The sequence below is a fragment of the Ferrimonas sediminum genome (assembly GCF_900100175.1).
Taxonomy (GTDB): Bacteria; Pseudomonadota; Gammaproteobacteria; order Enterobacterales; family Shewanellaceae; genus Ferrimonas; species Ferrimonas sediminum.
Genome location: NZ_FNEM01000006.1, coordinates 160,793 through 186,015 on the forward strand (window position 1 = coordinate 160,793; position 25,223 = coordinate 186,015).

22 protein-coding genes are annotated in these 25,223 nt (G+C 58.0%); 11 read left to right on the plus strand and 11 right to left on the minus strand.

Going from position 1 to position 25,223, the window contains the following annotated elements; translation table 11 throughout:
• The first annotated feature begins 111 nt into the window (after nucleotides 1–111).
• Both BLT77_RS20020 and BLT77_RS09650 read left to right on the plus strand, forming a co-directional pair.
• Nucleotides 112–528 carry a hypothetical protein gene (locus BLT77_RS20020; RefSeq protein ID WP_143026602.1) on the plus strand — a complete coding sequence of 139 codons (417 nt, stop codon included), beginning with the start codon at nucleotides 112–114 and terminating at the stop codon, nucleotides 526–528.
• A 212-nt stretch (nucleotides 529–740) separates the two neighbouring features.
• Complete coding sequence (locus tag BLT77_RS09650) at nucleotides 741–1,718, plus strand: tyrosine-type recombinase/integrase (RefSeq protein WP_143026603.1); 978 nt, start codon at nucleotides 741–743, stop codon at nucleotides 1,716–1,718.
• A 9-nt stretch (nucleotides 1,719–1,727) separates the two neighbouring features.
• Here BLT77_RS09650 and BLT77_RS09655 read toward each other — a convergent pair whose 3' ends face one another.
• Nucleotides 1,728–2,366 carry a hypothetical protein gene (locus BLT77_RS09655; RefSeq protein WP_143026604.1) on the minus strand — a complete coding sequence of 213 codons (639 nt, stop codon included), beginning with the start codon at nucleotides 2,364–2,366 and terminating at the stop codon, nucleotides 1,728–1,730.
• 562 nt (nucleotides 2,367–2,928) lie between these two features.
• Here BLT77_RS09655 and BLT77_RS09660 point away from each other — a divergent pair.
• Together BLT77_RS09660 and BLT77_RS09665 are read left to right on the plus strand one after the other, a co-directional pair.
• Nucleotides 2,929–4,800, plus strand: coding sequence for a methyl-accepting chemotaxis protein (locus BLT77_RS09660; protein WP_090365059.1), 1,872 nt, complete (start codon nucleotides 2,929–2,931; stop codon nucleotides 4,798–4,800).
• A 411-nt stretch (nucleotides 4,801–5,211) separates the two neighbouring features.
• Nucleotides 5,212–7,083, plus strand: coding sequence for a methyl-accepting chemotaxis protein (locus BLT77_RS09665; protein WP_090365060.1), 1,872 nt, complete (start codon nucleotides 5,212–5,214; stop codon nucleotides 7,081–7,083).
• Between the two features lie 40 nt (nucleotides 7,084–7,123).
• On the opposite strand, the gene BLT77_RS09670 is transcribed toward BLT77_RS09665, so the two are convergent.
• From BLT77_RS09670 to BLT77_RS20270, 4 genes are all read right to left on the minus strand, one after another.
• Nucleotides 7,124–7,645: a cysteine hydrolase family protein gene (locus BLT77_RS09670; protein WP_090365061.1), complete on the minus strand. Its 522-nt coding sequence runs from the start codon at nucleotides 7,643–7,645 to the stop codon at nucleotides 7,124–7,126.
• 101 nt (nucleotides 7,646–7,746) lie between these two features.
• A complete protein-coding gene (locus BLT77_RS09675; protein ID WP_090365062.1) occupies nucleotides 7,747–8,721 on the minus strand; it encodes a phosphotransferase in 975 nt (324 codons plus the stop codon).
• Nucleotides 8,722–8,854: 133 nt separating this feature from the next.
• Nucleotides 8,855–9,574 carry a YebC/PmpR family DNA-binding transcriptional regulator gene (locus tag BLT77_RS09680; RefSeq protein ID WP_028112942.1) on the minus strand — a complete coding sequence of 240 codons (720 nt, stop codon included), beginning with the start codon at nucleotides 9,572–9,574 and terminating at the stop codon, nucleotides 8,855–8,857.
• A 164-nt stretch (nucleotides 9,575–9,738) separates the two neighbouring features.
• A complete protein-coding gene (locus tag BLT77_RS20270) occupies nucleotides 9,739–9,903 on the minus strand; it encodes a hypothetical protein (protein ID WP_176819264.1) in 165 nt (54 codons plus the stop codon).
• Between the two features lie 302 nt (nucleotides 9,904–10,205).
• On the opposite strand from BLT77_RS20270, the gene trpB reads away from it, so the two are divergent.
• Nucleotides 10,206–11,402 carry a tryptophan synthase subunit beta gene (trpB, locus tag BLT77_RS09685; RefSeq protein ID WP_090365063.1) on the plus strand — a complete coding sequence of 399 codons (1,197 nt, stop codon included), beginning with the start codon at nucleotides 10,206–10,208 and terminating at the stop codon, nucleotides 11,400–11,402.
• Here the strand turns inward: trpB and BLT77_RS09690 are convergent.
• On the minus strand, nucleotides 11,399–13,870 hold the full coding sequence (locus tag BLT77_RS09690) for a cation:proton antiporter (protein WP_090365064.1): 2,472 nt from the start codon (nucleotides 13,868–13,870) through the stop codon (nucleotides 11,399–11,401). The genes trpB and BLT77_RS09690 overlap by 4 nt on opposite strands.
• Nucleotides 13,871–14,182: 312 nt before the next feature.
• On the opposite strand from BLT77_RS09690, the gene BLT77_RS09695 reads away from it, so the two are divergent.
• Nucleotides 14,183–15,184 carry a ChaN family lipoprotein gene (locus BLT77_RS09695; protein WP_176819265.1) on the plus strand — a complete coding sequence of 334 codons (1,002 nt, stop codon included), beginning with the start codon at nucleotides 14,183–14,185 and terminating at the stop codon, nucleotides 15,182–15,184.
• Here the strand turns inward: BLT77_RS09695 and BLT77_RS09700 are convergent.
• Nucleotides 15,121–15,294 (minus strand): TRIC cation channel family protein, encoded by a 174-nt coding sequence (locus tag BLT77_RS09700; protein ID WP_090365066.1) that lies wholly within the window; start codon nucleotides 15,292–15,294, stop codon nucleotides 15,121–15,123. The genes BLT77_RS09695 and BLT77_RS09700 overlap by 64 nt on opposite strands.
• 160 nt (nucleotides 15,295–15,454) lie before the next feature.
• Between BLT77_RS09700 and BLT77_RS09705 the strand changes: the two genes are divergently transcribed.
• Together BLT77_RS09705 and BLT77_RS09710 are read left to right on the plus strand one after the other, a co-directional pair.
• Nucleotides 15,455–16,657: a cation:proton antiporter gene (locus BLT77_RS09705; protein ID WP_090365067.1), complete on the plus strand. Its 1,203-nt coding sequence runs from the start codon at nucleotides 15,455–15,457 to the stop codon at nucleotides 16,655–16,657.
• A 77-nt stretch (nucleotides 16,658–16,734) separates the two neighbouring features.
• Nucleotides 16,735–18,777 (plus strand): OPT family oligopeptide transporter, encoded by a 2,043-nt coding sequence (locus BLT77_RS09710; protein ID WP_090365068.1) that lies wholly within the window; start codon nucleotides 16,735–16,737, stop codon nucleotides 18,775–18,777.
• A 165-nt stretch (nucleotides 18,778–18,942) separates the two neighbouring features.
• On the opposite strand, the gene BLT77_RS09715 is transcribed toward BLT77_RS09710, so the two are convergent.
• Entirely contained in the window at nucleotides 18,943–19,575 is a 633-nt protein-coding gene (locus BLT77_RS09715; RefSeq protein WP_090365069.1) for a trimeric intracellular cation channel family protein, read from the minus strand.
• A 308-nt stretch (nucleotides 19,576–19,883) separates the two neighbouring features.
• Between BLT77_RS09715 and BLT77_RS09720 the strand changes: the two genes are divergently transcribed.
• Complete coding sequence (locus tag BLT77_RS09720; protein ID WP_090365070.1) at nucleotides 19,884–21,344, plus strand: pyridoxal phosphate-dependent decarboxylase family protein; 1,461 nt, start codon at nucleotides 19,884–19,886, stop codon at nucleotides 21,342–21,344.
• A 26-nt stretch (nucleotides 21,345–21,370) separates the two neighbouring features.
• A complete protein-coding gene (locus tag BLT77_RS09725) occupies nucleotides 21,371–22,645 on the plus strand; it encodes a metal-dependent hydrolase family protein (protein WP_090365071.1) in 1,275 nt (424 codons plus the stop codon).
• 89 nt (nucleotides 22,646–22,734) lie between these two features.
• On the opposite strand, the gene BLT77_RS09730 is transcribed toward BLT77_RS09725, so the two are convergent.
• Together BLT77_RS09730 and BLT77_RS09735 are read right to left on the minus strand one after the other, a co-directional pair.
• Nucleotides 22,735–23,748 carry a helix-turn-helix transcriptional regulator gene (locus BLT77_RS09730; RefSeq protein WP_090365072.1) on the minus strand — a complete coding sequence of 338 codons (1,014 nt, stop codon included), beginning with the start codon at nucleotides 23,746–23,748 and terminating at the stop codon, nucleotides 22,735–22,737.
• Nucleotides 23,749–23,827: 79 nt separating this feature from the next.
• The gene (locus tag BLT77_RS09735) at nucleotides 23,828–24,115 is read right to left on the minus strand and encodes a hypothetical protein (RefSeq protein ID WP_090365073.1); all 288 of its coding nucleotides are present in this window, start codon (nucleotides 24,113–24,115) and stop codon (nucleotides 23,828–23,830) included.
• 371 nt (nucleotides 24,116–24,486) lie between these two features.
• Here BLT77_RS09735 and BLT77_RS20275 point away from each other — a divergent pair, with 371 nt between their 5' ends.
• The gene (locus tag BLT77_RS20275; RefSeq protein ID WP_176819266.1) at nucleotides 24,487–24,642 is read left to right on the plus strand and encodes a hypothetical protein; all 156 of its coding nucleotides are present in this window, start codon (nucleotides 24,487–24,489) and stop codon (nucleotides 24,640–24,642) included.
• A 103-nt stretch (nucleotides 24,643–24,745) separates the two neighbouring features.
• Here the strand turns inward: BLT77_RS20275 and BLT77_RS09740 are convergent, their stop codons facing one another.
• The gene (locus BLT77_RS09740; protein WP_090365074.1) at nucleotides 24,746–25,219 is read right to left on the minus strand and encodes a hypothetical protein; all 474 of its coding nucleotides are present in this window, start codon (nucleotides 25,217–25,219) and stop codon (nucleotides 24,746–24,748) included.
• Nucleotides 25,220–25,223 lie beyond the last annotated feature (4 nt).

Sequence of the window (25,223 nt, forward strand, 5' to 3'; positions counted from 1 at the left end):
TTGAGGTCGGTCAAAAAACCTAGCACAAACACCCGCAGTTAATTTGATCCGGATCAAGAAACGATGTGTAATCTATGTTAATAAAATCCTGTTAATTCAAGGTGGTATTGAATGATGTTTCGAACAATGACAACAGTCGTCAGCGGATTGTTAATCCTGGCGGGCTGTTCGGAAAATAACAATCAGCCGGTCGATCCCACCTTATGTCAGTTTGAAACTGGCCCATGCCAATTTGCTATTTCCGGTGAAACTTTGTCGTTAACCATGAATCCGGCTAATGCTCCTAGTGAACAGCCATTGGCATTAACCTTGTCTGCACCGCAGAGCTGGATTCTGGAATCGGCATTAGTGGAAGGTCGCGATATGTTCATGGGGCGTATTCCGGTCAACTTTGACGCCGACGGTCACGGCCAGCTGATGTATGGCAGTTGCGCCTCCGGTTACATGGTGTGGCAACTGCAATTGCGGTTCACCGATGCCGAGGGGACCGAACAGCGGGTGGACTTTAACTGGTTAGCCGATCACTGATCGATCCGGTTTGCGCACGCCGGTCACCATGACGGTAACCGGCTGTTGATGCGGCACCACCTTGCCAAATTACCGGCTCCTTTCCTTTTTCAATACCAACTCTTTCCTTGCGTCTGCCATTTTATAATCCAAGGTTTCGAAAACAGCTATTTTCATAACTAACGGGGATCCGGTATGATCCGCCAGCGATCACAGAACACGAGACCCACAGATTGACTCAATTATCCCCGGTGGCCATGGGCCAGCTGATGCCCGGCGACACCAGCGCCGAACTCCTGTCCCTGTCGCCGGCACTAGTGTATCTGCAGGAGCTGGGCTCGGATCTGTCGCGGCAGAAGATGATCAGCTACCTGAATGTGATCGCGAGATTGTTGAATCTGGACCATTACCGCCAGATAGACTGGGCTGTGATAGGTAAACCCCAGGTACTGTATCTGCTGGATCAACTGAGGCGGGGCGCCCTGATGCGACGACCCTCGGACCAGGGCCGCAGCCCCAATACCGTTAACCTGTATCTGGCACTGATAAAAGGCGTGGCCCGCCGTGCCTACGAAATGGGCCTGTATGAACATCGGCATTACAGCCAGATTCAGTCCATTCGTCGGCTGCGGGGCAGCCGGGTCAGCAAGGGCCGGGAGGTCAGCAAGGCGGAGATTCAAAGTCTGCTGACACAATGCCGCCAGGACAGTGGCCCCAAAGGCTGCCGGGACTTCGCTCTGTTGAGTCTGTTGTTTGGCACCGGGGTGCGTCGTGCCGAGTTGGTGGGGATCGATCTGGCCCACCTGGATCGCGATCAGGCCACCGTTCGAGTGATCGGCAAAGGCAATAAGGAGCGGTTGCTGTACCTGAACCCGTCCACCTTGACGGCGCTGATTGAGTACATCGACACCCTGAGGGGCGACGCCGACGGGCCCTTATTTCAACCGATCACCAAACTGGGGGATTTGATATCCCGAAGAATGACGCCCCAGGCGGTGAAGGTGATCATCGATGCCAGGAATCGTCAGGCCAGAGTGGCCAGTTTCAGCCCCCACGATGGTAGACGCACTTTCGCTACCCAGCTATTGGGGAAAGGCGTCGATCTGCATACGGTACAGAGGCTGATGGGGCACGCCAGTATCGACACCACTCGCCAGTACGATATGCGCGGTGAGGAGGTGATGCGCCAGGCGGTGTCGTTGCTGGAATAATTCCCGGGGTCATAAGCGCTGATAAAACAGCATCACCTGGGCGCCGCTTAGGCTTTCGCCGGTCAGGGGATCAATGGCCTGAATGATCTGCACATTGGGCCTGGTCAACTGGGCTTCCAGCAGTGTCGCCGGATCGATGACTTCGTTACCGACGCCTTCGATAAAGCTGATGTCACCATTGTCGTGGCGAAACTCATAGAAGCTACCGACCTGAACCCGATAGTATTCCGCGACATCGTTGATGGACATTGGCGTGGTGAACACCGCTGCCGACAACGTCAGTGGAATGGCCCCGAGTTTACCGCCCATCTCATTCGGAAACATGTGATTCACGAGTTTGGCATTGGGTGGCAGCGGCAGGGTAATGGCGTCGGTGCCACGGGATTGGGAAGACGCCTGCAGGGGGTCCATCTGCTGATTATTGCGGTTCAGGGCGATGCACTCCTGCTGGGTTTGGCGGCTGATCCCATGCTCCACCAGGCAGGACCGCAACGACTCGATCATGATCTCGGCCTGGGGCGCGGAGAGATCCTTGCCTTTGCCGTCCACCTGCATCAGGCAGTTGTCGTAAACGGTGTAGAACTGAGTTTCGCTGAGGTTAGTGCATTGCCTGGAGTGCTCAAAGTAACGAAAGTCACTTTGTAGCAAATATCGGCCAAAACTGTCAGCATTGGCAGAGTTTATTGAAACCAACAGCCCGACTAATATGAAGATTGCTTTCATGTTACATTCCCTGTAGCCATTCAATCATTCTTAACCCATCATAGCCGCTTTACTGCACCAATTCTATAGCAACCATGGCAACGGCTCTGGCTGGGTCAAATGTTATTCATGCCCATCTAAAGGCGCCAGTGTGTGCACGACAATAAATAGTATTTACTTAAAACGTAATGACGGAATATATCGACCTGCCAACTATTAGGTTGTTGGCTTAATTAAAAAACGTAATTTATCTCCATCACGATCTTCTTGAGCAGACGCACTCTGCCAGGGCCTAATAACTTGAGCCAGGTTGTATCTTTCGCTGGTCGCAATTTGCAAATTGTGACTGTTAGAATTTAACCACGCATTTTCAATAAGTTACTTAGGTAGACCAAAATCATCTGTGATAACTATCACTGTCGTGCCGGTGAAATGCTGAGACCCTATTAGCAATCGCCAGTGACCGTGGCGGGAGGTTTTTCTTTATTATTCATGAGGCCAAACATTCATGAAATTTAAAACAAAGATAGTGCTGGCATCCTGCGTGATTATGATGTTAGCGCTGTCCACGCTGTCCATCCAACAATATTTTACCGTTAAAAATACCATTAGCTCTCTTACTGCGAACAGTGTCGATGAATTATGTCGTAATGTCGCCAGTGCCATTGAAAAGGAGATGGCTTTAAAAGGCGAAACGGCCCGTTATATGATGAGCCTGATAGAGGATGATCCCAGTGACGCTTCCATCAACCGAATCTTTACCAAGACCGCAATTAAGGAAGGCTTTTTGCTGGCCGGTATCGGCTTTGAGGACGATGGCAGCCTGCTGGATAATGACCCAAACTGGGTGGTTCCGGCGGGTTACGACGCCCGCAAGCGGCCCTGGTACAAAGAGACCAAGGCCAATAACCGGCTGACCTTCACCCAGCCCTATCAGGACACCATGACCAACGAAACCCTGGTGTCCATCACCGTGCCCATGCAGCAGCAGGGCCGGTTTAGCGGGGTGATGTTTCTGGATTTAAGCCTGTCCAAACTCAGTGCCACCATCAATAACATCAACCTGTTTGACGCCGGCTACCTGTTCCTGCTGAACCGGGATAATCTGTTTATCTCCCACCCGGATGAAACGCTCAACGGCACCCCCGCCACCGCGCGGTTTGGTGATCAAATCGACTTCTCCAGTAACGAACAAAGTGTCGACATCGACGGCCGGACCCATCTGCTTCGGTTCATCACCATGCCGACGCTGGGCTGGACACTGGGTGTCGATCTGGATGCCGAGGTGATCGAGGCAGCGGAGTCCAAAGTCAAATCCGACGCCATCCTCTATTCGCTAATGGCACTGCTGGTGGCGGTCATCGCCCTGACCATGTTGATGAACCTGTTAATGAAGCCCCTGGATCGCCTTAACGAGGCCATGGCGGAAATTTCCACTGGCGAAGGGGATCTCACCCAGCGTCTGGCAACCGACTCAGAGCCGGAGTTCGCCGATGTTGCTGCTCATTTTAATGGATTTAGTGACAAATTGTGCCGACTAATCGCCGAGGTGAAAACATTGGCCAACACCCTGACCGACACCTCCACCAACAACGCCGGCGACGCGCGCCAGAGCAAGACCGCCATCGATACTCAACTGCGGGAGCTGGAGCAGTTGGCTACGGCGATGAATGAGATGGCATCGACCTCCATGGAGGTGGCCAACCATGCCCAAGAGGCGGCCGCCGCCGTTCAGGATGCGGATCTGTCGGTAGTGCAAGGCGTCGATACCGTCGCCGACACCGCCGGTGCCATTGATAATCTGTCCGAGCAGATTGAACAAGCGGTGCAGGTGGTGGGGCACGTGTCCGAGGCTACCGCCAACATCGAGTCGATACTGGCGGTCATCAACGGCATTGCCGATCAAACCAACCTACTGGCGCTGAATGCCGCCATCGAAGCGGCCAGGGCCGGTGAGCAGGGGCGGGGCTTTGCCGTGGTTGCGGATGAGGTGCGCACCCTGGCCAGCCGTACCCAGCAATCCACCTCGGAGATTCGGTCGATGATCGACCAACTGCAGGAGGGAGCCACCTCGGCGGTGGAAGTGATGGAGCAAAGCAAGCAGGTGGCGCAGGCGACGGTGCAGACATCGGCCCAGTCCAACGACGCGCTGGGTCGCATTCGCGATGCCATCAAGCGCATTACCGACATGAATCTGCAGATCGCGTCGGCGGCGGAAGAGCAAAGCCTTGTGGCCGAAGACATCAATCGCAGCACTTTGAATATCAAAGATTTATCCAATCAGATTTCCGAACTTGCCGAGTCCCAGGAACAGGGGTCCAACCGGCAGTTGCACGATGCCAATAAACAAGAGCAGTTATTGGGGCAGTTTAAAGTCTGAATGCCCCCAAACTTCTTTGTAAGTAAATAATAAAAACAAGCCGCACTGAATTATGTGTGGCTTGTTTTTTAAATAAGAGAGTTTAATTGCCGCTGCGGTAAAATTTTAAACCCCAGTAATTCAGTCTGTTACTATAAATAACTGATCAGCCAAAGCGCCATTCATTAAAGTCTGCGACGACATCGCCGATAACCGGGATATCCCATGGTTGAACGCCGTAACACCTTGTGTGACCATTGGAATGCGACAAATAATTCTATATTAGTCAAATGGAAATATAACGATGTCCGCATTGGCGACCACCGTTGTTATGCCCTTTTGAGCGGTTTGCTTGCCGCTTGAGATCACGCTGCTCGAGTAATTGATGGGGCTCCCGATTACTCGTGAAATACCGGAAGGACAACTTGAATCATGAAATTTAAGACTAGAATCGTCTTTGCTTCGTGCATTATTCTGCTGTTAGCTTTGTCTGCACTGTCTATCAATCAGTATTTAACCACCAAACACAGCATCTTTGCCCTGACAGAGAGCAGCGTGTCTGAAATCTCCTCCGGCATCGCCGATGCCGTTGAAAGCAACATGGCCAATAAGGCCGACATCGGCCGTTACGTGATGAGCCTCATCGAGGACGACATCAGCGAGGCCAACATCGCCCGTGTGTTTACCAAATCCATCGTTAAGCAACAGTTCATGCTGGCCGGGGTGGGCTTTGAGTCCGACGGCCGCCTCATCGATAATGACGATAACTGGCAGGCCGGCGCCGATTACGACGCCCGCACCCGCCCCTGGTATAAAGAGGCCAAGCGCCAGGGCAAGGTGATCTTCACCGCGCCCTATCCGGATTCGGTCACTCGGGAGATTTTGGTGTCCATCGGCATTCCCATGACCGAAAACGGCCGCTTTATCGGCGCCATGTTCCTGGACGTCAGCCTGAAACAGTTGGGCGAGACCATCAATAAGGTCAATCTGTTTAATGCCGGCTACGCGTTCTTGCTGACCCCGGACAACCAGTTCATTACCCATCCGGACAAGGCGCGGCACGGCAAACCGGCGCAGTCGCTGTTTGGAAACGACATCAGCTTCAGCGGCAAGGGCCAAACCACCATGGTGGATGGCCGTGAACTGTACCTGAGCTTCCTGCCGTTGTCCGAGATCGGGTGGACCCTGGGAGTGGCACTGGACTCGGAAACCATCCATGCGACAGAAACCTCGCTGCGCAACGACGCCATACTGTACTCGTTGATCGCCCTGGTTATCGCCATTGTGGCACTGACGCTGCTGATCAACCGTCTGATGACTCCTCTGAAAACCATTAACGACGCCATGGAAGACATCGCCAGCGGTGATGGCGACCTCACCCAGACCATGGATACCGATACCGATGCCGAGTTTGCCTCTCTGGCCGGCAGTTTCAATGGCTTCAGCAGTAAACTGAGGGCGATGATCTCCAAGGTCAAATTGTTGGCCGAGACCATCTCCGAGGGGACCCGCATCACCGCCGAAGGATCCAAACAAAGCACCCAGGCTATGGCGCGGCAACTGGAGGAGCTGGAACAGCTGGCGACCGCCATGAACGAGATGGCGTCCACCTCGATGGAGGTGGCCCGCAATGCACAGGGCGCGTCCGCCGCGGTGCAGGAAGCGGATAATTCGGTGGAGGAGGGGGTCACTACCGTTGACCGCACCGCCTCCGCCATTGAGGAGCTGAGTGGCCAGATTGACCACGCCGTCGAGGTCGTGCGGGAGGTGTCTAACGCCACCAGCAACATCGAGTCGATCCTGGCGGTGATCAACGACATCGCCGATCAGACCAACCTACTGGCGCTTAACGCTGCCATCGAAGCGGCCAGGGCGGGCGAGCAGGGACGGGGCTTTGCGGTGGTGGCCGATGAAGTGCGTACCCTGGCCAGCCGCACCCAGCAGTCGACCTCTGAAATCCGCGAAATGATCGACCAACTGGCGGCCGGTTCCCGTTCGGCGGTGACGGTCATGGGCCAGAGTAAAAAAGTGGCTGCCACCACGGTGGAGATCTCCGAAACTTCCAGCCAGGCGCTGCAACGGATTCGCGACGCCATCAAGCGCATCACCGACATGAACCTGCAGATCGCGTCGGCCGCCGAGGAGCAGAGCTTGGTGGCGGAAGACATCAACAAGAGCACACTCAACATCAAAGAGCTGTCGCAGCAGGTATCTGAAGCCGCCAGGGACTCGAGCATGGCGATGACCGAGCAGCTGGAGACGGTCAATCAGCAGGATCAGTTGCTGAACCAGTTTAAGGTGTAACCGCAACTAAGATGAAAAAGGAGCCCAAGGGCTCCTTTTTTTATGCCAGCGCCCGTTCCGTGCTGAGTACAGGCACCCGGATGGACAGCGCATTCAGGGCAATCTGATGAATCCTTTCATCCACCGAACTGGTGCAGTCTGCTAACACCACCGGCCGGTAACGCTCCGCCGCCTTAGACAGCGCGGTATGGGTTACGCAGTTCTGAGTCATCATGCCGCATAACAGGATCCGCTCAACGCCGAGGCGCTGCAGAACCTCATCCAGATTGGTGCCCTCAAAGCCATCGGCAAATCCCTTCACCACCACCTCTGCGTCCTCGGCCGCCTGCAGCACCGAGTCATGGATTTTGGCGCCCGGGGTGCCGGGATTGAAAAACGGCGCCAGGCCCGCCGAGACGTCAGCCAGGTGCTGCACCAGAACCACCGGCATCCCCTGTTGCCGGGCCCGCTCAATAAGCCCAAGGGTACGCTCGGTGACTTGTTGCGCCTGCCATTGTGGGTAGGCGCCGCCGGGGAAATAGTCGTTCTGAAGGTCGATAACAATGACAGCCGTGTTGGCCATGGGCATTCTCCTGAGTGTTGTGCCGAACCGGCCCAGTATGGCCGCAAACTGCGACCTCATCAGGAGTCATATCTGACAAAAAACGGGTCTTTTCTGACAATTTACGTCAGTTGTGCCAACGCCAGATCGGTTTGCCGGGCGCTGTAACGGCCCAGCTTCCAGTGGCCCGGGCTCCAACCCTGCAAAAACCGCTCAAAATCGGCCCAGGCCAGGGGGTAGAGTTGCTGCCATTGCTGGCACACAGCCATTGCGGCCTGCGGCGACCAATGGTAGCGCTGTTGCAACGCGTTACTGAGTGTGTCCAGGTAGTGCTGCAACCAGCGTTCGCCGCTGGCAAGCAGCGTTGCGTCGTCGAGGGCGCTGCCCAGCAGGTAGGCCAGATCCCGCACGCCGACGCCCTTGCCCACATACTGAAAATCCACCGCCGCAATGTCGCCGGAGTCGGGCTGGACCAGGAAGTTGGCGGTTTTGGCATCGCCGTGGACCAGGGTCTGGTAGCGGCACCCCTGCAGGGCGGCGTCCAGTGCTGCGGAGGCCTGTTTAAGCGGGCCATCGTCCATGGCAGCCAGTTCCTGTTGACGGGTCTCAAGGTGCCAGTAACACCCGCTGGGCCACAGGCAGTCGCCGTTGTCGGCCATAAAGCGGGCGTGAAACTCGGCCAGCCAGCGTAACGTTGCCAGCAGGTGGGCGTCAGTCAGCCGCGGCTCCAGCGGTTCGAACCCGGTCGATTGCAGATCTTCCATCACCACAATCAAGTCATCATCACCCTGGTGGCAGCCAAGATAGGCCGGTACCCGGCACAATGATGAGGTAAGGCCGGCATAGTGCCGGTACCAGTTGAGTTCAACCTGGTAGGAGCGCTGCTTGCGTGCGTGGCCGATTTGTCCCTGCCAGCCCCTGGGGTGGGACGTCGGTGGCAGTAGGTCAATGCGCTTGGCGATCACCGACGCCATGGCGGCTCCCCGCAGCTGCAACCGGTAGAGTCCGCCGTAGTCGCTCCACAGTTTCTGCAGTAGCTGAGTGTGGTCAACGGCCTGCGCCCGTGTCAGGTCGCAGACAAAAGAGGAGAGTTCCATAGCGGGCTCGGACTATAAAAACTACACAGGATACGTGATTCAACCGGGCTGTAAAGCCAGTGCCCACCGGCCGAGGCTGCGACAATAAAAAACCCGGCCAATGGGCCGGGTTATGCTCGATGACAGCGTCGAATCAGAGGTTTTCCACGTTGTGGTACACTTCCTGAACGTCGTCACAGTCTTCCAGCATCGCCATAAACTTCTCAAAGGTGGCCACGTCGTCACCTTCCACATTGACGTAGGTCTGTGGAATGAAGGTGATCTCTTCGGCGCTGAAGCTTACGTCCGGGTAGGCTTCGTTGAGGGCGGTCTTTACCTTGAAGAACTCGGTATGCGGAGCAAATACGGTGATAACGCCGTCTTCACACTCGACATCGGTGACGTCGATGTCGGCCATCATCAGCACTTCCAGTACCGCATCTTCGTCGTCGCCGGCGAAGGCGAACACAGCCTGGTGATCGAACATGTGGGCAACCGCACCCGGTGCGCCCAGTTTCGAGTCCGTTTTCACAAAGCACTGACGTACCTCGGTGAAGGTCCGGTTACCGTTGTCCGTCAGACAGTCAACGATCACCATGCAACCGCCGGGGCCGAAACCTTCGTAACGCGCTGGCGAGTAATCTTCACCGGCGCCGCCTTTGGCTTTGTCGATGGCCTTGTCAATAACGTGAGCAGGAACCTGATCTTTCTTTGCTTTTTCGATCAGGCGACGCAGAGACAGGTTGGTTTCCGGATCCGGGCTGCCGTTTTTGGCACACACGTAGATCTCTTTACCGTACTTGGAGTACACCTTGGTCTTTGCCGCAGCCGTTTTGGCCATAGATAATTTGCGGACTTCGAAACTTCTTCCCATGAGGATCAGCTCTGTTTATCAGTCAAAAGAAATGAATAACCGATGATTCTAACAGCTTACGCCAAGGGCTCAAACGGCGAATGGAGATTTTGCGGGGAACCGCCTGAAATTGCGCCGGTGTTGTCGGCTAATTAACCACAAAACCGCTGAATCAAAGGAAACTTTCATTGATGCGGCCCGTGGCGAAGACCCACCAACAGCGGCGCGTCGTTAAGTGGTAACCGTTGCAGCGGAGCCGGGTGATCCCTGCGGTAGTGGTCGTTGATCACCGCACCCGGACGAGGGTGCCAGGCTGGCGCAACGTCATCGTCGTCATTGTGAATGATCAAGCCGGTAAAACCGGCTCAACCACATCGGTAGCGCTGGCGTGGTTTAACCGGGAAAATTTAGCAGTGCGCGTCGCTGTCAGCCTGCACACCCAGATTGCCACTGGTCGCCCCGACTGTAATTATATCGTTACACTTGGTGCCGCATCGGCAGAAAGGGGCGCCTTTTCGATACTTTAGTCTCAGTTCTTAATGATTTGTTTGGAAAGATAAGGTTACAGCAGTATATTGCTTGTACCCATATGGGTATGACTTAGCCCAGACGGCAACACCACGCCCTACGCAGTAAACAGGAGATCAGTTGAATGACCACATTTGCCCCCATGCCCGATAAGGACGGTTTTTTTGGCGAGTACGGCGGCCAGATCGTGCCACCGGTGCTGCAGCAGGTCATGCAGGAGATCGATCTCGCCTATGAAGAGATTCGGCAGACCGACGCCTTTCAGAACGAACTGATGCAACTGTTTCAGGATTACGTCGGCCGTCCCAGCCCCATCTACCATGCCAGCCGCCTGAGCGAGCAACTGGGCGGTGCCCAGATCTACCTGAAACGGGAAGATCTCAATCACACCGGTGCCCACAAGATTAACCACTGCCTGGGCGAAGCATTGCTGGCAAAATTTATGGGCAAGAAGAAGGTGATTGCCGAAACCGGCGCCGGCCAGCACGGTGTGGCTCTGGCGACCGCCTGCGCCCTGGTCGGCATCCCGTGTGAAATTCACATGGGCCAAGTGGACATCGAGAAAGAGCACCCCAATGTCACCAAGATGAAGATTCTGGGCTGCAAACTGGTGCCGGTGACCCGAGGTACCGCCACTCTCAAAGACGCCGTGGACAGCGCCTTTGAGGAGTACCTGAAAGACCCGCAGAACACCATCTACGCCATCGGCTCGGTGGTGGGCCCCCATCCATTCCCGAAAATGGTGCGCGACTTCCAGAGCATCATCGGCCGTGAGGCCCGCCAGCAGTTTCAGGACAAGTATCAAACCCTGCCGGACTACATTACCGCCTGTGTTGGCGGTGGTTCCAACGCCATGGGGCTGTTTACCGCCTTCCTGGGCGATAAGGGCGTCAACATCGTCGGCGTCGAGCCTGCCGGTAAAGGCCTGGACACTGACATGCATTCCGCCACCCTGACGCTGGGCACGCCGGGCGAACTGCACGGCTTTAAGTGCTATGTGCTGCAGGACAGCGCCGGCGAGCCCCTGCCGGTCCACTCCATCGCCTCCGGTCTGGATTATCCCGGCGTTGGCCCCCAGCATTGCTACCTGAAAGACATCGAGCGGGTCAGCTACCAGTCGGTGACCGATGACGAGTGTCTGGATGCCTTTATGACCCTGTCCCGGGTGGAGGGGATCATTCCCGCACTGGAAAGCGCTCACGCCGTGGCCTGGGCGATGAAGAAAGCCAAAACCCTGCCTTCGGATCAAACCATCCTGGTTAACCTGTCTGGCCGGGGTGACAAGGACGCCGATTATGTGGCGGAAAAACTGGGACTCTAGCGTTCATCCTTGATCTCGGCGGCGACCAAACCGGCCACTGCCTGTGCCAGCGGCGGGTCCGCCGCCATCATCTCCCTGAGGGTATCGCCACTGAGCCAACCTATGCGGCACAGTGTCGATGCCTGGTAACTGGCCGGCGCATGACCTGACAGCAGGGCCAAGGCGGCAAAGGGCTCGCCTGGCCCCAGTTGCCGGTGTCGCGGTCGCTCCTCGCCGGTATAAGCGACCTGCAGGCTGCCTTCAATCAACACCCCCAGTGCCGATAACGGCTCTCCCTGACTCACGAGGTGATCCCCCGGGTTGCACAGCTCCGGCTCCAGGGCGTCGACCAGTTTGGCTCGGGTGGTTTCGCTGCACTCTCGGGCCCAGGGCATCAGCCTCTGCCACTGTTCGATCTTCGCCGGGTGACGGGCCAGCGGACTGCGTTGCAGTGCCACCATCCGTTGCTCGACATCGTATAGCAGCCTGGCGGCTTCCGGCTGGTCCAACACCGCCAGCCGCAACTGCTGCTGCACCACCGCCCGCTCTCGATTAAGCAACAGCCGGCTGGCAGCCTGGGTTTCGAGTGCCTGTATCAGTTCCGGATGGCAGTCGCGAACCTGAGTGATGTAATCGGCGGCCAGGGTGCAGTTGAGATCCACCTGGCGGTGGACCTCACAGGCGGAAGTTGGGGAGGGCGCCAGGGGATCGATGTGGGAGCGCAACTCCTCCTGAGCCTGAATAAACCCCCGCGCCAGATCGTACCCGAGCGCCAACCGGCGGTAGAGCAAGGCATTGACCAGCCGGCGAACGCCGGCGATGCTCCTCAACCAGTCGAGCCAGGGCGGGGTACGCCATACGGTCGACAATCCGTCACGAGGCCCAATAGCCGGCGGCCCGTCCAGGGCACGCTCGACCACGTGGACCAGTTGCTCGGTGGCGGTGCGCCCCAAGGTTCCCTGCTCAAACTGCAGCCAGTAGCTGCGCCGCTCGGTTTCCAGCAGCCTTCGACGGAACGCCACCTCCAGCTCCTGGGCTGGCAGCTCGGTGTTGGAGGTCTCGGCCAGTTGATCCTCCAGGCGCACCTGACGGCGCACCGCTTTCCAATCGGAGCCGCTCAAAAACTCGTGGGTCATCATGCCGGGGAGCATCTCGTTGAGCTCTCTGGTGACTTCGGTAACGACTCTGTCCACCGTGGCCTGCTTGGCTTCGGGGAGCCGATCCAGCTTCAACCAGCCGAGGAGGCGCCCCATGGTGCCGCCATTGACCACGATGGTCAGCACCACGATACCGGCACACAGGAACAGGATCTGATCCGCCAACTGGCGATCCAGCAGGCCGTCGGCGGCAATGGTCAGTGCCAGGGCCAGGGACACCGCCCCCCTCAGTCCCCCCCAGAGCAACACCAGTGCTTTTTCCCGGCTTAGGGGGGTACCGACCTTTTGCAGCAGCGGCAGAAACAAGCCGATGGTGATAGCGCGGATGACGATAAGGCTCAAGTAGAGCAGCACCAGTGCCTGCCATAACGCCGGCTGGTCCAGGGGCACCCGGGTGGCGATCAGTATCCCCACCACCAGGAAGATAACGGTATTGGCGATGTGGGCCATCATCTCCCAAAAATGGTGCAGGAAGCCGGTGACCTCGGGGGATATTCGCGTACGGCCGCTGCCGGCAAACATCAATGCCAGGCTTACCAGAGCCACCACCCCGGAGACGTGCAACCGCTCGGCCACAAAGTAGACCAGGTAGGCCGCCACCACAGACAGGGTGATCTCGATGATGGGGTCATTGAATACCCGGCCGATCCACCAGATCGCCAGCCCCCCCACCAGAATCCCGACCGCCAGTCCCCCGAGCACCACCTGGCCGAACTCGAGAACCACATGGGCCGAAGGGCCGGAGTCTTGACCACCGAGGGTGGCCAGGGCGTAAAACAGTGAAAACAGGACGATGGCGGTACCGTCGTTGAGCAGTGACTCGCCTTCGATAAGGGTTTCCAACCGTTTTCGCGAACTGACCTCCTTGAGTAGTGCCACTACTGCCACCGGGTCGGTGGCGCTAATAAGGGTGCCAAACAGCAGACACACCGCCCAGCTCCACTCCCAGGGGAACGCCCACTTGACCAGCAGGGCCGTCAGCGCCGCCGCCACCATCAATCCGGGTATGGCCAGTATGGCAATCTGCAGAAACATGCGGCGGAATAGGTGCGCCTCCATGGAGAAGGCGCTCTCGAATATCAGCGTCGGCAGGAACACGTAGAGAATGATGTGCGGGGTGATCTCTGCCACCAGCTCAAAAGCCTCATCCAGTACCGGCGCCCAGGTGATCAGCAGCTCCCCCCGATGTGCCAGGCCGATGGCCAACCCCACCACCAACAAAGCCACGGTATAGGGCAGCCCCCGCTGCTTCAAGGCGTGGCGGACCGCGGCACCGATCAGCAGTGCCAGGATAATGAAAACCAGAATAAGCAGGGCGGGTTCGTGAACCATTGAGGGCACCTCGCAGATAACTCCCCAATTATAGGTGCTAAGTTTTGCCGCCTCTGCGTTATAAACGGAAAACCAGGCCACTTTTCGGCCAGTGCCATGCTAGTTACTGGCTCATTGTCAGTAGGTCTTGTCTCAGCTTGTCAGACTGGTTTCCCTGATCTTCACAACCGACGTAATTCGGGCCGCTCGCAGCAGCGGCCCTTTTTGATCCGCCGTCAACCCGCAGTGGTATCGCCTACACTGAATCAGACAGTGATGACGCAGGTCGGTGCCATGGCGAAGTGGGTGTTCTCATTTATATATTTAGCAACAATGACGCTATTGGCAGTCGTTACCGGTGGTTGTGGCAATGACTCCGGCGCCGATTTCTATCCCCACCAGGATGAGGCACTGGCCGCTAATCGGCTGATGAGCCAACAGGGGGCCCCCCTGAGCCCGGAGCAGTTGCTGGCGCGAATGCAGGCCAGTGACGTGATCTATCTGGGCGAGACCCACGACAACCCTCATCATCACCAGATGCAGCTGCTGGCGTTGACCCAACTGGTGGACGCCGGCATCAGGCCGGCCATCGGTTTCGAGTTCTTTTTCCAGCAACAAACCGGCTGGTTGATGGATTACAGTCTCGGCCAGGGCTCAACTCTGAGCCCTGACACGGACGGTCTAGATGAGCGGGCGCTGCGCCGACGCCTCGGGTGGACTCACAAGCCCCAGTGGCACTATTACGCCCCGTTGTTGAGGCTGGCACGCCAGTATCAACTGCCGCTGTTTGGCGCCGATCTGGATACCGGCCTGCGTCTGCGTTTGAGCCGCATCGACTTTGAACAGCTCTCTAGCGTAGAGCGGCGACTGTTACCGGCGAACGACCTGGACTCCGACGCCTACCAGCAGCTGATGCTGAAGACTCTGGATCAGGCCCATTGCCATCATGCCAATGACGAGACGTTACGGCGGCTCTACACCACGTTTTTGTTGCGTAATGAGGCGATGGCCGACGCCATCGTAGCGATGCGTGCCGATCTGACGGCGGCACAACCTGTGGTGGTGATTCTGGGCAAGGGCCATACCGAGTTTGATATGGGCGTAGTGGAAAGGGTGGCGCACCGTCAGCCCGGGTTAAGGCAACTGAACATCGGCCTGGCCGAGGGCCAGACGCCGGAGCAGTTGGATTTCAGTCCCGAAGCGGGTCCGAAGCAGGGTGAGGTTCAGTTTGCCCCGGCCCACAGCATCTACTGGGTGACCGAAGGGCGCCATCATGACGCCCTGCAGGATCCCTGCGATGCGTTTCGCAAACACAGCACAATGGCGACCAGGTAGTGGAGGTTGGCCACCTTGATCAGTGGGTAGCCCCCCAACAGCCGGTCGCGCACCGTGCCAGCGCCGAAGGCGGTCACAGATCCCCGCGTCACAACACCAAACGGATCCATACGGCTGCGTCCGGCCGCCAGAGCCTTAAGCTACGTAGAAATGAGAGGTAAACCGGTTAGGGTTCATCTGCCTCATCTCAAATAACGGCACATGGCGTCGTGGCCGAGCGTCTCATCGTCTAACGTTTATCAGGAGTAAAACCTGCATGGACCACTGCCTATGCTCACCACCCTGGGCCAGCTGCTGGCTCTCGTTGGCCTTGCGATCACAGGGCTGTTGCTCGGCCGGGTGCTGCACCTGGAGCGCACTCTTGCCTGCCTGTTGGTGGGGTTTGTCGCCGGCCTCAGCCTGGCCTATCTGCCTTTCGACACCGGCATCCGCGCCCACAATCTGAAAGAGCTGATCTTTTTCATCGTGCTGCCGGTGCTTATCTTTGAAGCGGCCTGGCATTTGAAACCCGGATTGTTGCAACAATGGCTGGCGCCTGTGCTGCTGTTGGCCACATTAGGGGTCATCATCAGTTGCCTGGTCACGGCGGCACTGCTCTACCTCGGCATCAATCATCCTCAGGGATTTCCCTGGGTCGCGGCGCTGTTGGCCGGGGCGATACTGGCGGCAACGGATCCGGTCGCGGTAGTCAGCCAGCTCAGGCGACTGGATGCCCCACAGGGGCTGACGACGGTGTTTGAGGGCGAAAGCCTGTTTAATGATGCCAGCGCCGTGGTGCTGTTCTCCTTTATCCTAGGGTTTGCCCTGGACGGCGGGTCGCCACTGTCTCTGTCTGCCATAACCACCTTTGCCAAGATGTTCTTTGGTGGCCTGGTGGCGGGAGGAGCAGTGGGCGTTATGGCCGCGTGGTTCGCCCGTTATAGCGCCGCGGCGCCGGTCACCATGGTGTTGATGCTGTTTAGCGCCTTCGGCAGCTTCTATCTGGCGGAGCACCTGCTTCACTGGTCAGGCATTCTGGCGGTGATGGCCTGCGCCATTGCATTCCGAATCAGCCTTAATGGCATTGAGCACACCATCGCCGCCGGCGCCTCCGCCGGCTGGGAGTGGCTGGGGCTGGCCTTCACCAGCGTGCTGTTTGTGATCATGGGGCTGGTGATCACCCTGGACATGTTTGTTGAGCGCTGGCTGGCGATGTTGATTGCGGTGGCCGCGGCCCTGGTGGGCAGGACGCTGGCGGTGATCAGCTGCGCTTGGCTGACCCGTGGCCGTCGCGGTGGAACCTTGACCCTGAAGTGGCAGCTTCTGCTGGTCTGGGGAGGCTTGCGGGGGGCGATCGCCATCGCTCTGGTGTTATCTCTGCCGGTGCAGTTGCCCTATTGGTGGACCATTCAAGCGATGGTGTTCGGTGTGGTGCTGTTCAGCCTGCTGGTGCAGGGTACCAGCAACGCCCGCCTTCTTGAGCGACTGAAGTAGTCTTACCGGGGCAGATTCGTGCGTTTTTTGCACTCTATGCTAGCTTGAGTGAATAGGCATCAGAGAAAGCCGTCCCTATGACTCAACCTTTGCCGCCCCCTGTCGTGGACCCCGAACGCTCCCTGCCGGAAATCACCGTCAAAGCGGTGATTCTGGGCATCGTACTGGCGATGCTGCTGGCGGCCGCCAACGCCTATATCGGCTTGCTGGTGGGGATGACCGTGTCCGCATCGATTCCCGCCGCCGCCGTATCCTTGGGCCTGCTAAGGCTGTTTCGTCGTTCCAACATACTGGAAAACAACATGGTGCAGACGGCCGCCTCTGCCGGTGAGTCGTTAGTGGCTGGCATCATCTTCACCATTCCGGCATTGGTAATGATGGGTGCCTGGCAGGGATACCTGTACTGGCCGATGGTGGCCATCGCCATCGTCGGCGGCGTCCTCGGCGTCAGCTTTACCATACCGTTACGACGGGCTTTGATTGTTGAAGCAAGGCTTCGATTCCCGGAGGGGGTGGCGACTGCCGAAGTGCTGAAAACCGGCGGGGTAGAAACCGACAGAAGCAATTCGGCCGAGGTGCCGCAGGACCAGAGCGCCGCCTCGGGCTTCCGATTGCTGGTCCAGGCCGCCGGCCTGGGGGGGCTGTTCAAGCTGATGGAGTCGGGCCTCGGCCTGCTTGCCGGCGGGGTCACCACGGTAAAAAGCGGGTTGGGTGGCCACTACCTATTCAGTGGCGGTATGACCCTCAGCCCGGCGCTGATCGGTGTGGGTTACATCGTCGGGCTAAACATCGCCGTGCTGGTGTTCCTCGGCGGGGTGATCGGCACCCTCATCGGCGTACCGGTCAACTGGCTGCTGAGCCGTGAATCGATTCTGGTGGCCGCCGGGATAGACAGCACCCTGGCACTTGAGGCGTTCACCCCGCAGCAGTGGGCAGCCATCGCCGCCGCCTCCTGGCAGAAGTGTCGCTACATCGGTGTCGGCGCCATGATGGTCGGCGGCCTCTGGTCGCTGGTGGCACTGGCGAAGCCGTTGGCGTCCGGGATCCGGGCATCACTTTCCGCTTACCGGGCCAGCAAGACGGACGGGGCCAAGGCCCCGTCCCGAACCGAAACCGACACCCCGTTTCAACTGGTGATTCTGGTCGCGCTGGTATCGATCATTCCACTGTTTTTCATTTTCTACCTGGCCCTGGGCGACTATCAACACAAGCTGATGGTGTCGGCGCTGATGACCCTGTTGATGCTGGTTCTGGGGTTTATCTTTTCATCGGTAGCCGGTTATATGGCGGGCCTGGTGGGCAGCTCCAACAACCCCATTTCCGGCGTGACCATAGCAACGGTGATCACCTCGGCGCTGATTCTGGTCACCATCATGGGCAAGGAGGGCGTCGCATCGACTTTGGGACCCATCGCGGTGATCTACCTGGCGGCGTTGATCTGCTCATCGGCCGCCATCGCCGGCGATAACATGCAGGATCTCAAGTGCGGCCACGTGGTGGGCGCGACCCCGTGGCGACAGCAACTGTTCCAGGTGATTGGGGTGATTGCCGCCGCGCTGCTGATCCCTCTGGTGCTCGACGTATTGGATGCGGGCTACGGCATCGGTCGACCCGCAGCGGGCGGGGATCCCACCAAGTTTCTGGCGGCGCCCCAGGCCGGACTGATGATGACCCTGGCCACAGGTATCTTCGGCAGTGGCATCGAATGGCACTTCATCCTGATGGGCTGTGCACTGGCGGTACTGTTGATCCTGCTGGATAGGAGACAGGAGCGCAGGGGCGCCGAGTTCCGCTTTCCGGTATTGGCGGTTGCCGTGGGGATCTATCTGCCCCTGGGGCTGTCGGTACCGATCTTCATCGGCGGTCTGCTGGCCGATGCGATCCGGCGGGGCGCCAACCAGGTCGGCGCCACCGAGGCCCAGGCCAGGAGCAACCGCGGCGTGCTGCTGGCATCCGGCTTGATCACCGGTGAGGCCTTGATGGGGGTGGTCATCGCTATCTACGTCGCCTTTATCGGCCAGCCGGGCACGGCTTGGCAATATGCTGGCCTGGCGGGAGTGGCGTCGTTAATGCTGATCTGCGTCTACCTCTATCGGCAAACTATCGCAACGAAACCCTGAAACAGAAATCAGCGGGCCGCTGGATTTCAGCCCCGAAGCAGAGCGAGGTGCGGTTTGCCCTACCTACAGCATCTACTCACAAGCCAGAGTATTTTTCATCAAGATCGAGTTCGCCTATAAAAAATCGGCCGGCTTCTGAGGCGCCGGCCAGGGAAAACAGGGGGATCAGTGAACGGATTGTTCCTGATAATCGAATGTGGGCATTGACCAGTTGAATTTGATCGCCAGCAACCGCAGCCCGAAACCAAACGGCAGACACAGCGCCAGAACCAGCCAGGGGGCGAGGTTGGCCAGTGTCAGCAGCACGTACAGACCGGCAGTAATGATTGACACGACCGCGTACAGCTCTTTTCTGAACACCAGCGGGATCTGTTGGCAAAACAGATCCCGAATGATGCCGCCAAACACCCCGGTGACCACGCCGGCCACCACGGCAATCAGCGGATTGAACCCCAGCGTCAGTGCTTTCTGGGCACCGATGACCGAAAACACCGTCAGGCCGATGGCATCCAGGGTCAGAAACAGCTTGGTCAGGTAACGCATGATGGGAGCAAATGCGACCGTCAACAGCGAGGTCGCCGCAATGGCCACCAGAAACTCCACGTGCTCCACCCAGATCAGCGGATAGCTGCCCAGCAGCACATCACGCACGGTACCGCCGCCGATGGCGGTGGCGCATCCCACCATCACCACCCCGAACAGGTCCATACGGCGGCGTCCGGCCGCCAGTGCACCGGTGATCGCTTCGGTTAATACGCCCACCAGCCACAGGGCAGAAATCAGTTGCATCTCAGTCATGTCATCGCGTCGAGGTCAGAAGAACAGGCCCGGGATTGTGGCAAACCGGGCAGGCTTAAGACACTGAAACTTCACGAGGCTCGGATTAATCGAGTTCATGTAAAACCGGGTTTCAGTACAACGCTGTCCATCCGTAACCCGGAGGAGTGAGGCGTGAACAGTGACGCCAACCGCGATCGGATTCAGGCGGTCGCCGATGCGTCGTCGTTAAGGGGGCGGTTCGGCACCATGGCGCGAAATGGCAAATTTTAACGGGGAGATTCTCTAGTTTATGGCAGCAGAGCCTAATCACCCTAAAGAGGAACTTTATGTCACACAAATTTACCCAATACCGTCCGCTACTGAACCAGTCGCTCACCCACGCCGTGGAGTACCTGGAGTCACTGCCGGATCGCCCCGTCGACAACCTGATCAGTGCCGAATCGCTGCGCCAAAGCATCGGCGGAAGCCTGCCGATGCAGGCCAGTGATCCCGCCCAGGTACTGGGGGAGTTGGCCGCCAATGTCGAACCCGGCCTTATCGGCTCCGGTGGACCGCGCTTTTTTGGCTACGCCATCGGAGGGTCGTTCCCCGTTGCGCTGGCGGCGGACTGGCTGGTCAGCGCATGGGATCAGAACGTTCCCTATTACGTAGCCAGTCCCGGCACCTCGGTGGTCGAGGAGACGGCTGCCGAGTGGATGCTGGAGTTGCTGGGGCTGCCTGAAACCGCCGGCGTCGGCTTTGTTTCCGGTGCCCAGGAGGGGATCTACACCGCCCTCATCACAGCCCGCAACAGCCTGCTGAATAACGCCGGCTGGGACGTGGCCACCCGGGGACTGTACAACGCCCCGCGCATCACTGTGGTAGCCAGTGACCAGATTCACTCCACCATCAAACGGGCACTGTCGATGATCGGCATCGGTGTCGAGCAGATCAAGACCCTGCCAACAGACGCCAACTTGCGCATCCTGCCAGAGAGCATCGCCGACGTAATGGCTCAGTGCGAGGGCCCGACACTGGTCTGTGCCCAGGCCGGTTGCATCGATTCCGGCGCCTTTGATCCCTTCGAGGCGCTGGCGGCAGAGGTGAAGCGCCACCCCAACGCCTGGCTGCACATCGACGGCGCCATCGGCTTGTGGTCTGCGGTCAGCGACAGCCAGCGGCATCTGCTCAAAGGCATTGAGCTGGCCGACTCCTGGGATACCGATGGCCACAAATGGTTCAACATGCCCTACGACAGCGGCATGGTCATCGTGCGCGATGCCAAGTTGTTGGTAACCGCCATGGGCGGCAGCAGCATGGGGGACTACCTCACCGACGCCATCGCCAAACCGGATCGTAACGCCATCAACTTCGGGATCTCGGCCTCCCGCCGCGCACGAGGCGTGCCGGTTTATGCCGCCATCAAGGCACTGGGAAAACAGGGAATCGAAGCGCACCTCGACCATTGCTGCGCCCTGGCACAGCGACTGGCGGGAACACTGTCACAGGTGGAGGGCATCACCATCCTCAACGATGTGGTCAGTAACCGTTTCTCGGCCCAGTTTGGCAACGGCAATGAGGCGTTCCGCAACCGTCTTACCGAGAGAGTGGTGCACCGCCTTCAACAGGACGGCTTCTGTTACCCGTCGACATCAGGCTACAAGGGACTGAAAACCATGCTGTTTTCTGTTCTTAGTTGCCACACCACCACCGAGGACATCGACGACACGGCCGAGGCGATCATTCGCACCTTTAACGATGAGCTGGCGCAGCTTCGCGCCGAAACCACCGCCGCCCTGTGTGACTGATTGTCACTACTCGATGGAGAACACCCATGAAAATACTGGTAAAAAATGCCTCTGTGTTTGATGGCATCAACGACACCCTGCAGTCGGATTGTGCCCTCATTATTGAAGACGGCATCATCACTTCGATAACCGATGCCAGCTCCACCCCCGCAGAGGTGGATCGCACCATCGACGCCCACGGTTACACCGTTATCCCCGGGCTTATCGACGCCCATACCCATATCGCGTTTTCCGACACCTTCGACGCCATGGATGCCATGACGTCAGAGCAACTGGCGGTGCGCTCTACGGTGATCGCCCGGCAGATGCTGGAGCGGGGCTTTACCACCGTAAGGGACGTTGGCAGCAACTGTTACGGCCTGAAACAAAGCATCGATGACGGCTTTGTTGCCGGTCCCCGTATCTACCCGAGCTACGGTGCCATCTCCCAGACCTGTGGTCACGCGGATTACCGCCAGAACCGGGCGCAGCGGTCCAACTTTGCCCGGGGAGTGGAGGACTCGAGCTTCATGCGTCAGGGCCACCTGGTTCTGGCCGACGGCGTTCCGGAGTGCCTGAAGCGAACTCGGGACCAGATCTTCATGGGTGCGTCCCAGATCAAGGTGTTTGGCGGTGGCGGCGCATCGTCGCTGTTTGACCCGCTCGAGACCATCCAGTACACCCGGGAGGAGTTGCGGGCCATTGTCGAAACCGTGGCGAATTATGGCTCCTACGTCTGCAGTCATATCCACGCCGGCCCAGCAATGAAGATTGCCATTGAGGAGGGGGTTCGTTGCCTGGAACACGCCACCTTCATGGACGACGACATCGCTCGCCAATGCCTGGATAGCCAAGTGTGGGTCGTGCCTCAATACGCGACCGCCGAGCTGATTGCCAACCGCCAGATCCCCCTTGGCAGCGAGATTCTGTATCAAAAAACCGAACGGGTCGGCAAAGGGCTGCTTAAACAAGCTGAACTGGTAGAGAAGTACGGTCTGAAGTGCGCCTTTGGTACCGATCTTGTCGGCACACCCGAGGTGCACGCCAAGCAAAACCTTGAGCTGGCGGCCCGTAAAAAATACTTCGGATCATTCCGCGGCATCAAACAAGCCACCTCCGACGCTGGCGAACTGCTGAAACTGTCCGGCCTGCTGGATCCCTATCCCCAGGGCGAAATTGGCGTACTTCGCCGGGGCGCCTGGGCCGACATGCTGCTGGTGGCGGGTAACCCGGTTGAGAATCTCGATATCCTTGCCGATCCCGATAACATCAAGGTGGTGATCAAAGGCGGGGAGATCGTTAAAGATCGCCGCAGCCTCTGATGTTGTCACAAAGAGCAAAACCGCCCTTGAAGGGGCGGTTTTTTTATACCGAAAGCAAGGCCGAACGGGGGTTGCTGAGCGAGGCCGCGCTAGCCGGGCGATGGCCGGAGAAATCGGCGCCGATACTCTTTCGGTGGGAATCCGGTGAGCTTTTTAAACGCGCGGGAAAAGTGGGCGATGTCGGAGTAGCCGAGCTCGGAGGCGATGTCCGTTAACGAATAACTCTTGCTCTCCATCAACTGGCAGGCCGTCGCCAGCATGATGTTTTCCCGGACGCTGCGAAAACTGGTGCCTTCGGCCGCCAGCCGGCGTTGCAGGGTACGGGGGCTGGTCTCCAGCAGGGCGGCGGCCTGCTCAATCGGTAAGTTCTGCCTCGACAGGTACGGCGCCAGCGCCAGGTAGAGGGTTTCGACATAGCTTCTGGGGCTGGGTTCACTGGCAGTGTGCTCGGGCGCCGTATACCGGGACGGCAGGCAGACGGGAAGGGCCATGACCTCATTAGACAGCTCGACGCCCGCCTGTTTTCTGCTGGTATAGAGCACCACCGTCGGGTCTTCAAGCAGGGCCACCAGGTTGTCGGCATCCGGAGACTGGACGGTGACGCAGTTCGGGTGCCAGCGGCTGTTGCTGATGAAGCGGACAAACTCGATGATAAACAGGATCGCAAAGATCTCGGCCCACAAAAAACTGGAGGTAAACTCGCCGGCTTTGTAGCGGCAACACCAGGGCGTACCGTTGAAATCGCCGATGCTGACTTTTGCAGCGGAAGAGTCATGCAGTACCGCCGTTTCCATCTGCCTGAGGGCATCGCCTACCGTGGCCGGGGCTCGCAGGTATTTCAACATTCGGGGAATGAAGTACTCCCGTATCGCGGTACGCAGCAGATCCCCGTAATACTCCGGCTCGGCCCGCTCCGCAATCATGGCAAGCAGGTTGCGCACCGGGCCTTCGGGAACGTATTCGTGTCCGGTATTGAGCACGTCCTCGGGCAGGCCGGCGGCCGCAAGCAGCGGGTAGATGTCTGCCTCGAAATGCTTCAGCAATTCGATCAGGGTTTCGGCATGGATGGTTTTGATGAGGGGGACCAGTTGGCCGTGGGCCATTCCTTACGCTCCGCAGGGGGGACAGACACGGAATAGTATAACCGAGTTGGGGGCTGCGTCCCTGCAGCGGGGAGTGCGCTTAGGCTTGAACCGGCTGCTCAACGGCTTTAGCCGGGCCACGAAAGATGCCGATGATGGCCTTTACGGTGTAGTACAGACAGAGAGCGGTAAAACTCAGGGCGCTGACGTCCTCTCCCAACGATGCTGGTGCCCCCATCGATTCAAACAGTTCACCGCCCCAGCGCTTAACGTAATCCATTGCCCAGCGGTAGACCAGGTACAACTTGGTGAGCGTGATAAACACCAGGTAGGCCTTTCCATACGGGGTTAGCAGGAACTGTTTCATTTTCATCCAGGCAACTTTCATCGAATCCTCTCTGTCATCTCGATTGATTGAGGCGGCTAATGTACAAAAATGCGCCAGGGTGGATTTACCATTTAGCGCCACTGTCGCAGGAAAGCCGCCGTTTGAAACCGGCCCGATTGTTTGATCTACCTTGGCGTGAAATGGCAAATTTTCATCGGGTTTGATCGTTAGAATCGCCTGCTTTCGCCCGTGACGTGGCGATCAAGTATCTGACGAGGTGGGTATGAGCAATAACGGGTCGCAGTCAAGCACAGGGCACACCGAGACGCCGTCGAAAGCCGGGCAGCAAGGCTCAGGTTCACATCGATCCGACCAACGATCCAATCGCGGTAAAGCAGGCCGAGCAGGGACTGGAGCAGGCAGGCAAGCAGGTGGGAATTCACACGACATCGGTGCAAGCGGCGCAGGTGGCGCTGTCCGATGCCTCGGTCAATCAGGACAATGTCGAGCGTCAGGCCCGCCGCATCTTTGCCATGGCAGGTCAGGGCATCGTTTTGTTGCGCCAACCGTTCAATAAATTGTCATGAAACAGCGATGATTCAATCAAAGGCCGGTTCCTTCATGCTGGCTACGGCCTGGACTTAAAGTCAGTCAGGGTCCGGGAACCCTGACTGACAAGCGACCCCAGTGTTATGGCAGGGTATGTATCTCGGTTGTGTTGCTCGCTAATGCTCCATGAATCGTAATGGCATATTTTAACGTTTCCATGGATTCGATGAACTCTGGTAACGAGCTCGGGGTAAACAGGTACACCCCCTGACTTACTTCGACCATCTCTCCGTCACAGGCCTCTGAGTCGGCGCTGCAGGAAACCTGTTTAGCCTGGTGCCAGGGAACCGCGAATGATGAATCGTACTCTCCGGGGAATCCCAGATAGAACACCTCATAGCTTGTCCCGGCATCGGTGATGGGCAGGCCCTGGTCATCGGCCAGGGAAAAGCTAATGGCCAGCGTATCCTGATCGACAGAATCGACGGTCAACTGGATGGTAGAGGCCTGATCCAGAGTAATACTGGGCTCCGGTTTAACCGCATCATCGTTATCGGAGTTGCACCCTATCAACAGCAGAGACAGTGATGAGACTATAAGCAGTTTTCGCATCATCCTC

What these genes read in the sequence shown, in the direction of transcription:
- BLT77_RS09675 (WP_090365062.1), bottom strand. Translation starts at nt 8,721, where the DNA reads ATGGAACTCTCCTCTTTTGTCTGCGACCTGACACGGGCGCAGGCCGTT.
- BLT77_RS09700 (WP_090365066.1), bottom strand. Translation starts at nt 15,294, where the DNA reads ATGGATCCGTTTGGTGTTGTGACGCGGGGATCTGTGACCGCCTTCGGC.
- BLT77_RS09680 (WP_028112942.1), bottom strand. Translation starts at nt 9,574, where the DNA reads ATGGGAAGAAGTTTCGAAGTCCGCAAATTATCTATGGCCAAAACGGCT.
- BLT77_RS09660 (WP_090365059.1), top strand. Translation starts at nt 2,929, where the DNA reads ATGAAATTTAAAACAAAGATAGTGCTGGCATCCTGCGTGATTATGATG.
- trpB (WP_090365063.1), top strand. Translation starts at nt 10,206, where the DNA reads ATGACCACATTTGCCCCCATGCCCGATAAGGACGGTTTTTTTGGCGAG.
- BLT77_RS20020 (WP_143026602.1), top strand. Translation starts at nt 112, where the DNA reads ATGATGTTTCGAACAATGACAACAGTCGTCAGCGGATTGTTAATCCTG.
- BLT77_RS09690 (WP_090365064.1), bottom strand. Translation starts at nt 13,870, where the DNA reads ATGGTTCACGAACCCGCCCTGCTTATTCTGGTTTTCATTATCCTGGCA.
- BLT77_RS09665 (WP_090365060.1), top strand. Translation starts at nt 5,212, where the DNA reads ATGAAATTTAAGACTAGAATCGTCTTTGCTTCGTGCATTATTCTGCTG.
- BLT77_RS09720 (WP_090365070.1), top strand. Translation starts at nt 19,884, where the DNA reads ATGTCACACAAATTTACCCAATACCGTCCGCTACTGAACCAGTCGCTC.
- BLT77_RS09735 (WP_090365073.1), bottom strand. Translation starts at nt 24,115, where the DNA reads ATGAAAGTTGCCTGGATGAAAATGAAACAGTTCCTGCTAACCCCGTAT.
- BLT77_RS09710 (WP_090365068.1), top strand. Translation starts at nt 16,735, where the DNA reads ATGACTCAACCTTTGCCGCCCCCTGTCGTGGACCCCGAACGCTCCCTG.
- BLT77_RS09695 (WP_176819265.1), top strand. Translation starts at nt 14,183, where the DNA reads ATGACGCTATTGGCAGTCGTTACCGGTGGTTGTGGCAATGACTCCGGC.
- BLT77_RS09725 (WP_090365071.1), top strand. Translation starts at nt 21,371, where the DNA reads ATGAAAATACTGGTAAAAAATGCCTCTGTGTTTGATGGCATCAACGAC.
- BLT77_RS09730 (WP_090365072.1), bottom strand. Translation starts at nt 23,748, where the DNA reads ATGGCCCACGGCCAACTGGTCCCCCTCATCAAAACCATCCATGCCGAA.
- BLT77_RS09705 (WP_090365067.1), top strand. Translation starts at nt 15,455, where the DNA reads ATGCTCACCACCCTGGGCCAGCTGCTGGCTCTCGTTGGCCTTGCGATC.
- BLT77_RS09670 (WP_090365061.1), bottom strand. Translation starts at nt 7,645, where the DNA reads ATGGCCAACACGGCTGTCATTGTTATCGACCTTCAGAACGACTATTTC.
- BLT77_RS09740 (WP_090365074.1), bottom strand. Translation starts at nt 25,219, where the DNA reads ATGATGCGAAAACTGCTTATAGTCTCATCACTGTCTCTGCTGTTGATA.
- BLT77_RS09715 (WP_090365069.1), bottom strand. Translation starts at nt 19,575, where the DNA reads ATGACTGAGATGCAACTGATTTCTGCCCTGTGGCTGGTGGGCGTATTA.